The 12,553-nt window shown below is 66.0% G+C and carries 13 protein-coding genes; 7 read left to right on the forward strand and 6 right to left on the reverse strand.

Annotated elements, in window-relative coordinates; genetic code table 11:
- The first annotated feature begins 52 nt into the window (after nt 1–52).
- The gene (locus A9513_RS26690) at nt 53–466 is read left to right on the forward strand and encodes a DUF5064 family protein (protein WP_065086064.1); all 414 of its coding nucleotides are present in this window, start codon (nt 53–55) and stop codon (nt 464–466) included.
- Nucleotides 467–470: 4 nt separating this feature from the next.
- Here A9513_RS26690 and A9513_RS26695 read toward each other — a convergent pair whose 3' ends face one another.
- Both A9513_RS26695 and A9513_RS26700 read right to left on the reverse strand, forming a co-directional pair.
- Entirely contained in the window at nt 471–1,307 is an 837-nt protein-coding gene (locus tag A9513_RS26695) for a S1 RNA-binding domain-containing protein (RefSeq protein WP_024765959.1), read from the reverse strand.
- A gap of 168 nt (nt 1,308–1,475) precedes the next feature.
- The gene (locus tag A9513_RS26700; RefSeq protein ID WP_065086065.1) at nt 1,476–3,248 is read right to left on the reverse strand and encodes an ABC transporter transmembrane domain-containing protein; all 1,773 of its coding nucleotides are present in this window, start codon (nt 3,246–3,248) and stop codon (nt 1,476–1,478) included.
- A 157-nt stretch (nt 3,249–3,405) separates the two neighbouring features.
- Between A9513_RS26700 and A9513_RS26705 the strand changes: the two genes are divergently transcribed.
- The 3 genes from A9513_RS26705 to A9513_RS26715 all read left to right on the forward strand — a co-directional run bounded on the left by A9513_RS26705 (nt 3,406) and on the right by A9513_RS26715 (nt 5,571).
- Nucleotides 3,406–3,606: a hypothetical protein gene (locus A9513_RS26705; RefSeq protein ID WP_024765957.1), complete on the forward strand. Its 201-nt coding sequence runs from the start codon at nt 3,406–3,408 to the stop codon at nt 3,604–3,606.
- A 191-nt stretch (nt 3,607–3,797) separates the two neighbouring features.
- Entirely contained in the window at nt 3,798–4,907 is a 1,110-nt protein-coding gene (locus tag A9513_RS26710) for an AI-2E family transporter (RefSeq protein WP_065086066.1), read from the forward strand.
- Between the two features lie 55 nt (nt 4,908–4,962).
- Nucleotides 4,963–5,571: a DUF4893 domain-containing protein gene (locus A9513_RS26715; protein ID WP_065086067.1), complete on the forward strand. Its 609-nt coding sequence runs from the start codon at nt 4,963–4,965 to the stop codon at nt 5,569–5,571.
- Nucleotides 5,572–5,593: 22 nt separating this feature from the next.
- On the opposite strand, the gene A9513_RS26720 is transcribed toward A9513_RS26715, so the two are convergent.
- On the reverse strand, nt 5,594–6,217 hold the full coding sequence (locus A9513_RS26720; RefSeq protein WP_024765954.1) for a hypothetical protein: 624 nt from the start codon (nt 6,215–6,217) through the stop codon (nt 5,594–5,596).
- A 104-nt stretch (nt 6,218–6,321) separates the two neighbouring features.
- On the opposite strand from A9513_RS26720, the gene A9513_RS26725 reads away from it, so the two are divergent.
- Nucleotides 6,322–7,044: an RNA pseudouridine synthase gene (locus A9513_RS26725; protein ID WP_024765953.1), complete on the forward strand. Its 723-nt coding sequence runs from the start codon at nt 6,322–6,324 to the stop codon at nt 7,042–7,044.
- A 248-nt stretch (nt 7,045–7,292) separates the two neighbouring features.
- Nucleotides 7,293–7,559, forward strand: a complete 267-nt coding sequence (locus A9513_RS26730; RefSeq protein ID WP_024765952.1) for a hypothetical protein — start codon at nt 7,293–7,295, stop codon at nt 7,557–7,559.
- A 19-nt stretch (nt 7,560–7,578) separates the two neighbouring features.
- Here A9513_RS26730 and A9513_RS26735 read toward each other — a convergent pair whose 3' ends face one another.
- The 3 genes from A9513_RS26735 to A9513_RS26745 form a co-directional block, all read right to left on the reverse strand.
- Nucleotides 7,579–8,403: an enoyl-CoA hydratase/isomerase family protein gene (locus tag A9513_RS26735; protein WP_065086068.1), complete on the reverse strand. Its 825-nt coding sequence runs from the start codon at nt 8,401–8,403 to the stop codon at nt 7,579–7,581.
- Between the two features lie 83 nt (nt 8,404–8,486).
- Entirely contained in the window at nt 8,487–10,301 is a 1,815-nt protein-coding gene (locus tag A9513_RS26740; RefSeq protein ID WP_037007441.1) for a monovalent cation:proton antiporter-2 (CPA2) family protein, read from the reverse strand.
- 58 nt (nt 10,302–10,359) lie between these two features.
- Entirely contained in the window at nt 10,360–11,073 is a 714-nt protein-coding gene (locus A9513_RS26745) for a lipoate--protein ligase family protein (RefSeq protein ID WP_065086069.1), read from the reverse strand.
- 221 nt (nt 11,074–11,294) lie between these two features.
- On the opposite strand from A9513_RS26745, the gene A9513_RS26750 reads away from it, so the two are divergent.
- Nucleotides 11,295–12,497 (forward strand): GGDEF domain-containing protein, encoded by a 1,203-nt coding sequence (locus tag A9513_RS26750; protein ID WP_065086070.1) that lies wholly within the window; start codon nt 11,295–11,297, stop codon nt 12,495–12,497.
- Nucleotides 12,498–12,553 lie beyond the last annotated feature (56 nt).

Consider the following 12,553-nt stretch of genomic DNA (forward strand, 5'->3'; position numbering starts at 1 on the left):
AATATCGAACGCCCGCGGCTTCGGTCGCGGGCTGGCGTTACCAGGAGAAAAAATGACCGTTCCCGCTCAGGTCACCATCCACTCCACCGCCGGCCTCGATCGGCAGCAGTACCGTATTCGCATGAGCTACGTCGTGGAAAATGCCGCCAGCCGTGATGCGACAGTGAAATTCGAGCTGGATGGCGAAATCGACGGCCAGCCCTTCAATGACGGCTTCGAACTCCCCGGCGATCTCGCCTTCAACTTCGCCGGCAGCGCCACGCGCATTTTGCGACGGCACGGCCTGCGGGTCTGCAGCGGGCCGGTGCTGCGCTTTCGCAAGGAGCATGACCAGGTATTCGACGACCTGCGTCGCCAGCTGAAGGCCGAGCCGGGCACGCCGGTCGACCTGCAGCGCATGGGCTCGCTGGCCCCGGCCGAGCCGCGTTGCGCAGTGGCCGAATCCATCGTCCGCGGGCGCGGCTGAGCCGTCAGGCCAGCTCGATGCGATCGTCGTGGATGACGATCAGGCCCTGTTTGAACAGGCCGCCGATGGCCTTCTTGAAGTTGCCCTTGCTGACGCCGAACTGCTGGGCGATCAGCTCCGGCGGGCTCTTGTCGCTGATCGCCAGCTTGCCGCCGGCATCGCGCAGAGCCTGGAGGATCTTCTCGCTCAGGGCATCCGAGAGCCCCGCGCCGGCGGGTTGCAGGCTCAGGCTGATCTTGCCGTCGGCGCGCATCTCCTTGATGTAGCCCTTCTCACGCAGGCCACCCCGGAGGAACTTGAACGCTTCGTTCTTGTGGATGAGCCCCCAGTGTTTGCCTTCGATGATCGCCTTGTAGCCCAGGTCGGTGCGCTCGACGACCAGCAGGTCGACTTCCTGGCCGGCCTTGTAGTTCGCCGGGGTGTTGTCCAGGTAGCGGTCCAGGCGCGCGGTGGCGGTGATGCGGCGGCTGCGCTCGTCGAGGTAGACGTAGACCACGCAGTAATCGCCAACCTGCAGCGGACGTTTCTCTTCCGAGTGCGGCAGGAGCAGGTCCTTGGGCAGCCCCCAGTCGAGGAACAGACCGATGCGATTGACCTCCACCACCTTGAGGCTGGCGAAACCGCCGACCTGCACCTTGGGCTTCTGGGTGGTGGCGATCAGGCGGTCTTCGCTGTCCAGGTAGATGAACACGTTCAGCCAGTCGCCCACCTCGGTGGGTTCGTTCTTCGGCACGTAGCGCTTGGGCAGCAGGATTTCGCCGTGGCTCTCGCCATCCAGGTAGAGACCGAAATCGGTGTGCTTGGCCACCTGCAACGAATTGAACCGACCTATGACTGCCATGACGCTTACCTCGTGAACGGGGCGGGTATTCTACGCGCATTGGCGCAAGGATGCGCCTCAAGCCGCCGAACGCCGGCTTCATGTAGGACCGAGGGGGCGCCCAGCCCTTGCTCGCGAACCAGGCTGTGCGGCAGCTCCGGAGTTAAGCAGTCGCGAGCAAGCTCGCTCCTAAAGGCTATGTTCCTTCTGGCCGAACTGGAGTTCGGCCAGGCGCGCATACAGGGGACTGCTTACAACCAACTCGGCGTGCCGCCCCAGCGCCACCAGGCGACCGTGCTCGATCACCGCGATACGGTCGGCATTGAGCACCGTGGCCAGGCGGTGGGCGATCACCAGCGTGGTGCGGTCACGCATCAGCCCCGGCAACGCCTGCTGGATCAGGTGTTCGCTCTCGGCATCCAGCGCGCTGGTGGCTTCGTCCAGCAACAGGATCGGCGCGTCCACCAGCAACGCACGGGCAATCGCCAGGCGCTGGCGCTGCCCCCCGGAAAGCCCCTGGCCGCTCTCCCCCAGATGAGCCTGATAACCCTCGGGCAGACGCAGGATAAATTCGTGGGCGTGGGCTGCACGGGCGGCAGCCTCCACTTCAGCATCGCTGGCGCCGGGGCGGCCGTAGCGGATGTTCTCCTCCACCGTGCCGAAGAACAGCGCCGGGTTCTGCGAAACCAGCGCGAAGCTGCGGCGCAGGTCCGTCGGATCGAGTTGGGCGATGGGCTGGCCGTCGATCAGGATGCGCCCCTGCTGCGGGTCGTAGAAGCGCAAGAGCAGGTCGAACAGAGTGGACTTGCCCGCGCCCGACGGCCCCACCAGCGCCAGGGTTTCGCCCGGCTCCACGTGCAGGTCGATGCCATCGATGGCCCATTGCTCCGGGCGCGACGGATAGGCGAAATGCACGCCCTGCAGATCGATACTGCCGACGATGCGCTCGGGCAAACGCAGCAAGTGGCTGGCCGGTGCGTGGATTTCACTGCGCGCCCGCAATAGCTCGGCGATGCGCTCGGCCGCACCGGCGGCGCGCTGCAACTCTCCAATCACCTCGCTCAGCGTGCCGAAGGCCATGCCGACGATCAGGCTGTAGAACACAAAGGCAGCGAGGTCGCCGGGGCTGATGCGCCCGGCGATCACGTCCATGCCGCCGACCCAGAGCATCACGCCCACTGCGCCAAGTACCAGCAGGATCACCACGCTGACCAGCCAGGAGCGCTGCATGATGCGCTTGCGCGCGGTGTCGAAGGCGTCTTCCACCGTGCGCCCGAAGCGTGCGCGGTCCTGCGCCTGGTGGTTGTAGGCCTGTACCGTCTTGATCTGGCCGAGGGACTCGCCGACGTAGCTGCCGACATCCGCCACGCGATCCTGGCTGAGCCGCGACAGGCTGCGCACGCGGCGGCCGAACAGCAGGATCGGCGCAATCACCAGCGGCAGCGAAGCAACCACGATGCTGGTCAACTTGGCGTTGGTGAAGAACATCAGGATCACCCCGCCCAGCAGCATCAGAACATTACGCAGCGCCATCGACAGCGAGGAGCCGATCACCGACTGCAGCAGCGTCGTGTCGGCGGTCAGCCGCGACTGGATTTCCGAGGCGCGGTTGTTCTCGTAGAAGCCGGGGTGCAGTTCGATCAGGTGGTCGAACACGCGCTGGCGGATGTCCGCGACGAACCGCTCGCCAATCCACGACACCAGGTAGAAGCGCACGAAGGTACCCACCGCCAGGCACAGCACCAGGGCGAAGAAGATACCAATGGCGCGGGTGAGCAGCTGTTCGGACTGGGTGATGAAGCCCTGGTCCACCAGCAGGCGGATGCCCTGCCCCAGGGACAGGGTGATGGCGGCGGTGAACAGCAGCGCCAGCAACGCGCCAAGGGCACGCCAGCGGTAGGGAGCGAGGAACGAGCGAGCCAGGCGCAAGGCATTGCGCTGGCGGGACGACAGCAGGGACATGGCGGGCTCTGAAAGGCCGGAGTGCGCACAGGGTAGCACTGCCGCCACACCGCGCGCGAAGGACGATTCAGGCAGCCGAATGAGACCGTTCGTTCCATGACCGCCCCGAAACCTGCTCGTTTGATGTACAATGGGCGGCCAATTTGCGCAGACAGGTATGGCAGATATGACTACCAAGCCCTCCACCCGCCAGAAAGCCGCCCCCAAGGCTCCCGCCGCTACCGCGACCAGCGAAGCCCTGGAAGCCCAGATCGCCGCCTTCCTGAACTCCGGCGGTGAGATCCAGCAGATCGCCAAGGGCGTGACCGGTCAGAACTACGGCGCACCGAGCCGCCACATCAGCCTCGGCAAGAAGTAATACCCGCTGGCAAGCCTGCCGAACCTCGGCAGGCTGCCCGCCTCCCCCCGCTTCACCTCCGCGCTTTTCACGCTTTTCACGATCTCCCCGCAATACCGAACTTCCTTTATTGCCTGAATACCTTGCACTCGGGCAGAGTCCGCCGATAGTTAAGGACTGGGCCACGTCGCGCCCGCTGCAAGGAGCCCCCCATGCTGCCCTCCCCGGAAAAGCTGCTGTCGCGCAACCTGCTCGATGTGCTGATCCGCGCCGGCCTGATCCTGTTGCTGGCCCTGTTCTGCTTCCGCATCTTCCATCCCTTCCTCGACCTCATGCTCTGGTCGGTGATCCTCGCCATCACCCTCTACCCGTTGCATCAGTTGCTCAGCGGCTGGCTGGGCGGACGGCCCAACAGCGCGGCGACGCTGATCGTGATCCTCGGCCTGGTGATCCTGCTGGTGCCGGTGGTGGTGATCGGCATGTCGATGGCCGATTCGGTGCGCGACCTGGTGCACGCGATCCAGAACCGCACCCTGCAGATACCTCTGCCACCCGACTCGGTGCAGACCTGGCCGGTGATTGGGCAGTACATCTATCCCTTCTGGACACGCGTGGCCACCGACTTCATGGGCGTGGTGCACCAGATGGCCCCGCACCTGCAGGGCGTCGCCAAGACCCTGGCGGGTCAGGCGGCGGGTGCGGGCATGGGCCTGATGCAGTTCCTCGCCGCGTTCGTCATTGCCGGGGTGATCATGGCCTACGGCGAACTGGGCAGCCGAACCTCCTGCGATATCGCCATCCGTATCTCCGGCCCGGAGCGCGGACCGGGGCTGGCCGAGCTGTGCACCGGCACCATCCGTGCGGTAGCCCAGGGCGTGGTCGGCGTGGCCTTCATCCAGACCATGATCCTCGGCCTGGGCTTCGTCGTCATGGGCATCCCCGGCGCCGGCCTGCTGGCCCTGGGCGTCCTGTTGCTGGGCATCACCCAGTTGCCGGTGGTGCTGATCACCATCCCGGCGATCATCTATGTATTCATGACCAACGATTCGCTGCTGGTCGCCATCCTGTTCACGATCTGGACCATGGCCGGCGGCCTCTCCGACAACGTCCTCAAGCCGCTGATGTTCGGCCGCGGCGGCAAGGTGCCGATGCCGGTGATCCTGATCGGCGCCCTGGGCGGCATGCTCAGCAATGGCATCATCGGCCTGTTCGTCGGCCCGGTGGTACTGGCGCTGGGCTACGAGCTGTTCATGTCCTGGGTCCACGAGCGCGAGGCGCCCGTCGCTCCACCCATCGAGCCAACAGTTCGGGACTCCCCCTGAAACCTCTCGCCCGCGGCGCGCGCCGCGGGATTTCCCCTGCAATGGAATGCACAAGATGTCGAAACGCTGCTCCCTCACCGCTGCCCTGCTCACCGCCGGCCTGCTGCTCTCCCCGTTGGCCTTCGCCGACGACACCGCGACCGTCTGGCCCGCCGCGGTCAACGCTGCCGACCAGCAGCGCCTGACGACCCTCGATGGCGAGGTCAAGCGCCTGCTCGACCAGCTCCAGCAGAGTGAAGACGAGACCACCCGCAACGAAGCGCTGAATCTGTACCGCATCGTGCTGGAAGATCCCGAACCACTGGCCGACGCGGCCCTGACCGGGAACTGGAAATGCCGCTCGGTGCAGATCGAAACGGAAGCACTGTACGGCTACCCGAATTTCAAATGCTCGGTGCGGCAAACGCCCAAGGGCCTGTACCTGGAGAAGACCAGCGGTTCGCAGCGCATCAGCGGCTATCTGCAACGCCTGGACGACAAGCGGCTGGTATTCGTCGGCGGCGCTTCGGTGAACGACGACCCGCAGGTGGGCTACAGCGGCCTGGAGCAGGCGGCGGCGCGCGAGACCGACGTGGTCGGCGTGGTGCGCAACTCGCACGACGGTTTCGTGCTGCTGGTGCCCGAGCAACTGGGTGGCTACAACCTGTTCCGCTTCACTCGCTGAACCCTGCCACACCAGCAAAGGCCTAGAGCAGCGCCACCATTTCCTTGAGCGTCACCGCCCAGGTACCTTTCGCGTTGAGGTAGCGATAACCGAAGCGCGAGCCATTGGCCTGGGTGGTGAGCACCGCGTTCCAGGCCAGCCCGCGCTGCAGGTCGTGCGCCGGGTCGAGAAGGAAGAAGGCGTCGTCGCTCATCCCCACCGCCAGGCACCAGTGGCGGATATCGCTGTCCTTGCGGCCGTGGAAGCCCAGCACCACCGGGATGTTCTCGTCGAGGTGCCGCCGGGTCAGCTCGACCATCCGCGTACCGTTGCCGCGTTCGACGCGGTATTCCTTGTCGCTGATGACCTTGAGCAGCTCCAGCAGATCCGCGCCGGTGGTGCCAACGCGCACCAGGGTCTCGTGCGCGTTCAACGCCTCCATCAGCCGCCCGTAGCGGGTGCGCGAATCCACCGGCGCCAGGCCCTTGGCCGCGCGCCGGCCGAGCTGGTTGCGCGCCAGCATCGCCATCACCAGGCAGTACGGGCCGCACGCGCCGTCCATGTCGCCCTGGCGCAGGTGCACCTTCTCGCCACGCTTGTTGATCAGGCCGCCGCTGCCGTGTTCGTCCAGGTCCCAGCCCAGGCCGTCGATCAGGGTGATCCGCATCGCGCTTCCTCATTGCTTGCTCTGCAGTTGTGACCGGAAGCCGCGCGGATCATTCCGCCGGCTTGCGGTTACAATGATCGCTTTCCCCTGCCTGGTTACCCGAAATGTCCGAAGCCATCCGCCTGTCCAAGCGCCTCGCCGAGCTGCTGCCCTGTTCGCGCCGCGAAGCCGAGCTGTACATCGAGGGCGGCTGGGTCACGGTGGACGGCCAGCGCGTGGAAGAACCGCAATTCAAGGTCGACGCCCAGCGGATCGAACTGCTGCCGGGTGCCTCCGCCGACCCGATTCCGCCGGTGACCATCCTGGTGCACAAGCCGGTCGGCCTGGGCAGCGGCAACGGCGCCAACTCCGCCCAGCAACTGCTGACGCCGGACAAGCGCTGGGCCGAGGACAACCTGCAGCAGCGCCTGCTGCGCAAGCACTTCGGCCACCAGTTCAACACCACGGTGCTGGAGACCGACGCCAGCGGCCTGCTCGTCTACACCCAGAGCCGCGGCGTGCAGCGCCGGCTGGTGGACGAGGCGGACAACATCGAACACGAGTACGTGGTCGAGGTCAGCGGGCAGATTGCCGACAATGGCCTGAAGCGCCTGTGCCGTGGCCTGGTCATCGACGGCCGCGAGCTGCCGTCGCTGAAGGTCAGCTGGCAGAGCGAAAACCGCCTGCGCTTCGCCGGCAAGCAGTTCCGCCCTGGGCAGATCGGCGCCATGTGCCGGGCCGTCGGTCTGCATGCCCTGTCGATCCGCCGCCTGCGCCTGGGCGGCGTGGCCATGGGCAAGCTGCCGGTTGGCCAATGGCGCTTCCTGCAGCCGGGCGAGAAGTTCTGAGCGTCTACGAGACCAAGGTCGCAGGCGCCCGAAAATAACCTGGGCGCCTCTCTAAACTGAGGCTTCCAGCCGTTATCGATAACGTCGATAGTCACCAGTCGGCGCATTCAGTTCTCTTGATAGTCCGTGCGCGGCATCTTTGCCCCATCAACTCGCTGGCAGGAGATTCGCCGGCCCCGCAGTCGGGCCGCAGGGGCGAACGAGCTACTCGCGAGACGCCCCCAACGGATCGTCAAGAGGACACCACCATGCAAGTCATTCTCGATTTCCTGCTGCTCGTTGGCTCCCTGGTGGAGCTGCTGCTGTATGTCGCCCTGGCCAGCATCGTGCTCGCCGCCGTGGTGCTGCTCAGCGTCATTGCCGTGCTGACCCTGCGCTCGCCGGGCTCGGCCGTGGTCATCCCCGACCGTCGCCCCTCGGTCAGCCGCCAGCCGCGTCCGGCGGTCAAGCATCAATTGGCCCGGCCGATACTGGTCGCCGTGGCGAACGAGCCGATCCTGGCGAAGACCGCGTGACGCCGTCCTCGCCAGCGGTTCAGGCCGGGTAGCGCCCGAGCGCTGCCCCCAGTTCGCGTTCGAGTTCCCCGTCCTGCTGGCCACCGTTGTCCATCATCCAGCGCACCCGCTCCACCGTCGCGGGTGCGGACATGTCACCGACGAAGCGCTGCGATTCATCCACCAGCGCCGCCTGGTCCGCTGCTGTCACCTGATCCACCACCGCCTTCACATGGACGATGCCTGCCGCCGGGAAGGCCGCGATCCGTCGCGCCAGGGCCTCGCAGAATCCTTCCAGTTCCGCATCCGCCAGTGCCCGGTTGATCCAGCCGTAGCGCTCTGCCGTGTCCGCATCGAAGTCCTCGCCACCCAGGCAGACTTCCAGCGCCCTGCCCCGCCCGAGCATCTGTGCCAGGCGAACCGTACCGCCCGCGCCAGGCAACAGGCCGACCGCCACTTCCGGCTGGCCAAGCAGCGCGCGTTCACGGGAGGCGAAGCGCATATCCAGCGCCAGGAGGAATTCGCTGCCGGCGCCACGCGCGCGGCCGCGCAGTTCACCAATGGTCACCTGCGGCAACCGGCTGAAACGGCTGAGCAGCGCGCTGAGCGGGCTGGCCATGCCGGCGGGCAGCTTCATCGGCGGCGCGTCCAGCTGGCTGCCGAGATCGTAGTGGGCAAGGAAGAAGTCCGGGTTGCTGCTACGGAACAACACCACACGGATATCGGCGTTGCGCTCGAGCTCATCGGCCAGATGCAGCAGGTCAATGACCATGGCGCGGTCGATCAGGTTGATCGGCGGATGACGGAAGCTCACCACGGCTACGCCGTCGCGGTCCTCCCGGGTAAAGGTGCGGTAGTCGCTCATCGATGGGGCCTCCATTGCGAAGACCCGAGGATGCGCCGGGGCGGGCAGCCCACCCCAGCACTATCGATGCGCGGAATGGCCCGTCAGTGGTGGCCGATACCCTGGTCTTCCAGGTGGTCAGCCTCGAACAGGGTTTCCAGTTCCTTGCGTGCCTCGCGTGCAGTCTGGACCACGGCTTTCTCGTCGTCGTAGACGCGGTACTGGGCCATCAGCACCGCCTCGTCGTGACGCTTGAAGCGGCGGATGCGTGCGCCGACCTGCTCTTCGTTCAGGCCCAGGCCGGTGAGCAGCAGGCGGCTCATTTCCAGGCTCGAGTGGAAGGTTTCGCGCACCGGCGTCGCGTCGGCGTCCAGCAGGTGATAGACGTGCTGGCGGTTGCGCGCCCGGCCGATGACCTTGATGTGCGGGTAGAGCTTGCGCACCAGGCGCGCGGTCTCGATGTTGGTCTGCGGATCGTCGGTGGCGACGACGAAGAACTCGGCCTTCTCCACCTGGGCGGCGCGGAGGATCTCCGGGCGCAGCGGGTCGCCGTAGAAGATCGGGATATTGCCATAGCTGCGGGTCAGCTCGATGGTATCCACCGAGGTGTCCAGCGCGACGAAGGGCACGCCCTGGGCGCGCATGATACGGGCGACCACCTGGCCCATCCGGCCCATGCCGGCGATCACCACGCGCGGCGCGTCGTCCGGCAGTTGGCGGTATTCCGGCGGCGGTTCGCGCAGTACCGCGGGCTTGGGTTTGATGCTACGTGCAAGGGCCAGCACCATCAGCGGCGTCATCGCCATGGACAGCGTGATGCCCAGCACCAGCAGTGAATGCATGTCGGCGTCCATCAGTCCCTGCGCCGCCGCCAGCTTGAACACCACGAAGGCGAATTCGCCGCCGGCGCCGAGCAGCACGCCCAGGCGCAGCGCCGATACCTTGTCCAGGCCACCGGCCAGACGGCCGATGACGAACAGCAGCGGCAGCTTGATCGCCACCAGCAGCAGGGTCAGGCCAATGACACGGAACGGCTCGTTCTTGAGCAGGCCGAGGTCAGCGCTCATGCCCACGCTGATGAAGAACAGCCCCAACAACAGGCCCTTGAAGGGCTCGATCTGCGCTTCCAGTTCATGGCGGTACTCGGAATCCGCCAGCAGCAGGCCGGCGAGGAAGGCGCCCAGCCCCATGGATACGCCGGCCTCCTCCATCAACCACGCCGTACCGACCACCACCAGCAAGGCAGTGGCGGTGGACAGGTCCGCCTGGCCGGTGCGCGCCACCGAGCGGAACACCGGGCGCAGCAGGAAGCGCCCGCCGATCACCACCACGGCGATGCTGCCCACCACTTCGATCACATGGGCGACATCGCCACCGGGCGCGAGGGTGTCGGCGCGGGCGCCCAGCAGCGGGATCATGGCGATCAGCGGGATCGCGGCGATGTCCTGGAACAACAGGATGGCGAACGCCAGGCGTCCATAGGGACTGTTGAGTTCCTTGCGCTCCGCGAGGATCTGCAGGCCGAAGGCGGTGGACGACAGCGCCAGGCCGCCACCGATCACCACGGCGGTATTCACCGGCAGCTCGAACACCAGCACGGCGAGGCTGCCCAGTGCCAGGGCAGTCAGCAGCACCTGCGCCAGGCCCACACCGAATACCTGCTTGCGCATCACCCAGAGGCGCTTGGGCGACAGCTCCAGCCCGATGATGAAGAGCAGCAGCACCACGCCAAGCTCGGAAAGACTGGCGACGCTTTCCGGGTTGTCGATCAGGCCCAGCAGGTATGGCCCGATGATCACCCCGGCCAGCAGGTAGCCCAGCACAGCACCGAGCTGCAGGCGCTTGGCCAACGGCACCATGAACACCGCGGCGATCAGGAAGACCACCGTGGATTGCAGGTAATTCGTCCCATGTTCCATGTATCAAGACTCCTTGGAAGGGTTGGGGCGAAGCGAAGATCCACCCACGTCGTTCGTATCACACATCCAGCGCCACACCCTCGGCCAGCAAGTGCCGCTGGAACTGCCCGGCCAGGGCGTCAACCTGGTCCCAGGGCTGTTCGTACAACTCATCCAACGCCACGTGGCTGGTGGCGCGCACGCGGGCGTCGAGCCCACAATTCTCGTAGAAGGCGTTCACCGCATCGACCATCGGCTCGCGCTGGTTTTCCATCAGGATCGCGCCGTGGGCCAGGACCACATAACGCCCGTCGCTGGGCCGGCGACGCCAGCGCTGGGCGGTGCCCACCAGCTTGCGACCGCCCAGGTTGACGTTGTAGCGGCCATCGCAGAAGGCGCCCTCCACTTCCCCCAGGCCCGGATCGAGGCCGAGGGCGGCCAACCAGTCGCACAGCGGCTGGCACAGGCGCAGGTAGGCGGTTTCGATACGCGTCTGCTCGTTATCGCCCGGCGGGATCGCATAGACCAGTGCGACATTGAGCACGCCAGGGGACTGCGGTACCGGTTCGCCACCGGTGTCGCGCAGGGCAATTGGCCACCCCAGCCCGGCACACGCGGCCTCGGCGGCAGAAAAGCCTTCCAGTCGGCTCAGCCGGCGCGGCATCACCAGGGACTGCTCCAGTGGGCGCCAGAGCAGCAGGCCGCTGTCACGCTGGCCGGCAAAGGTGGCGTCCAGCAGCGTGCGCTCAGCATCCAGGCCCTGCTCCGTCGGCAGTCTTTGCACTCTATTCATGACGCATATCCTTGAGCGAACCGGGTTGCGGACTATGCCCGCAGAGGGCTTATCCGACAATGTTCCAGGCCAATTCGTTGCCAGGGTCGGAAAATTATCGATAGCGGTCTGTGACTCCCTCAATGCGAGGCCAGGTCACGTCAGCCTCGATCGCCACGACAGCGTGGCAGCGGCTGACTATTCTGCAACTGCCCGACACTTTGCGCAGGAGGCCAGAGCCCGTGTCCAGGACGTTGCTCCAGCGACTGCACCACGCCATCGCGGTCAACGACGCGCTGGCGCTGCCGATCGCCCGGGAAAACCTCAGGCGGCTGTATCTGTCGGCACCGCTGGCCGTGCTGTTCGATCTGATCCACATCATCGTGTTCAAGCTCAATCTGCAAGGGGCGAGCGCGGCGCACGACGGCTGGAGGATGGACATCATCCGCGTGCATGCCACGGTCGCGGTGCTCTTCTCCCTGCTCGGGCTGCTGGCATGGCTCGCCTTACCCCCCAGGCGCAGCGCGCCGCTGTGGTACATGCAACTGCTGACCATCCTGGGCAGCGCCTTGTTGCTGGGCTTCGGCGTCGCCATAACCGGCGCAGACCAACAGGTCACCAGCAGCATCACGCCCTTCCTGATGGCCTCGGTGGCCGCCGCCCTGATCCTGCTGATGCGCCCCCGACTGGCGGTCACCCTCTACATTCTCGCCTTCGCCGCCTTCGAACTGACGATCGGCCTGACCCAGGCTGATCCGCAGCTGCGCCTGTCCAACCAGATGGGCGGGCTGACCATCTGTGGCATCGGCGTGATCCTTTCGCTGATCCTCTGGCACGGCCATGTGCGCAACCTGCGCCAGCGCGAGTTCCTCCGCCAACAGCGGCTGGAACTGGAGGAAAAGAACCGCCAGCTGGAATACCTCGCCGGCCACGACCCGCTGACCGGGTTGTTCAACCGCCGCCAGTTCGACCAGCTGGTGAGCATGGAACTGTCCCGCGCCGCGCGCCAGCCGGCGCCCATCAGCCTGCTCATGGTGGACCTGGATCATTTCAAGTTCATCAACGACCGCTATGGCCATCCACTGGGCGATGAAGTCATCCGCCATACCGCCACGCTCCTGCGCAACTACACACGCACCGGCGACAGCGTGGCGCGCCTGGGCGGCGAGGAGTTCCTGCTGCTGTTGCCCGACACCTCGCAGCCGCAGGCGCGCACCATCGCCGAAAAGGTGCGCCGCCTGCTGGAGGAAACCCCGTTGCCGATGAAGGACGGCCTGCTCTACCTCACCGCCAGCTTCGGCATTGCCTGCCTGGAAGCGGGCGTTCCCGGCACCTACGAGGGACTTTACGCAGCAGCGGACAAGGCGATGTACAAGGCCAAGGCGAGCGGACGGAATCGGGTGGAAGTGATCGAACTGGGGACGGAGATGGGGACGTTCGATTGAGCGCCGCCTCGGTGGAACCTGTAGGAGCGAGCTTGCTCGCGAACGAGACTCCCGGC

Origin of the sequence: Pseudomonas sp. AU12215 (assembly GCF_001675465.2) — a bacterium.
GTDB classification, from domain to species: domain Bacteria; phylum Pseudomonadota; class Gammaproteobacteria; order Pseudomonadales; family Pseudomonadaceae; genus Pseudomonas; species Pseudomonas nitroreducens.

Coding starts and splice junctions, on each gene's coding strand:
- A9513_RS26715 (WP_065086067.1), top strand. CDS start 4,963: ATGTCGAAACGCTGCTCCCTCACCGCTGCCCTGCTCACCGCCGGCCTG.
- A9513_RS26730 (WP_024765952.1), top strand. CDS start 7,293: ATGCAAGTCATTCTCGATTTCCTGCTGCTCGTTGGCTCCCTGGTGGAG.
- A9513_RS26740 (WP_037007441.1), bottom strand. CDS start 10,301: ATGGAACATGGGACGAATTACCTGCAATCCACGGTGGTCTTCCTGATC.
- A9513_RS26735 (WP_065086068.1), bottom strand. CDS start 8,403: ATGAGCGACTACCGCACCTTTACCCGGGAGGACCGCGACGGCGTAGCC.
- A9513_RS26725 (WP_024765953.1), top strand. CDS start 6,322: ATGTCCGAAGCCATCCGCCTGTCCAAGCGCCTCGCCGAGCTGCTGCCC.
- A9513_RS26690 (WP_065086064.1), top strand. CDS start 53: ATGACCGTTCCCGCTCAGGTCACCATCCACTCCACCGCCGGCCTCGAT.
- A9513_RS26695 (WP_024765959.1), bottom strand. CDS start 1,307: ATGGCAGTCATAGGTCGGTTCAATTCGTTGCAGGTGGCCAAGCACACC.
- A9513_RS26700 (WP_065086065.1), bottom strand. CDS start 3,248: ATGTCCCTGCTGTCGTCCCGCCAGCGCAATGCCTTGCGCCTGGCTCGC.
- A9513_RS26745 (WP_065086069.1), bottom strand. CDS start 11,073: ATGAATAGAGTGCAAAGACTGCCGACGGAGCAGGGCCTGGATGCTGAG.
- A9513_RS26720 (WP_024765954.1), bottom strand. CDS start 6,217: ATGCGGATCACCCTGATCGACGGCCTGGGCTGGGACCTGGACGAACAC.
- A9513_RS26710 (WP_065086066.1), top strand. CDS start 3,798: ATGCTGCCCTCCCCGGAAAAGCTGCTGTCGCGCAACCTGCTCGATGTG.
- A9513_RS26705 (WP_024765957.1), top strand. CDS start 3,406: ATGGCAGATATGACTACCAAGCCCTCCACCCGCCAGAAAGCCGCCCCC.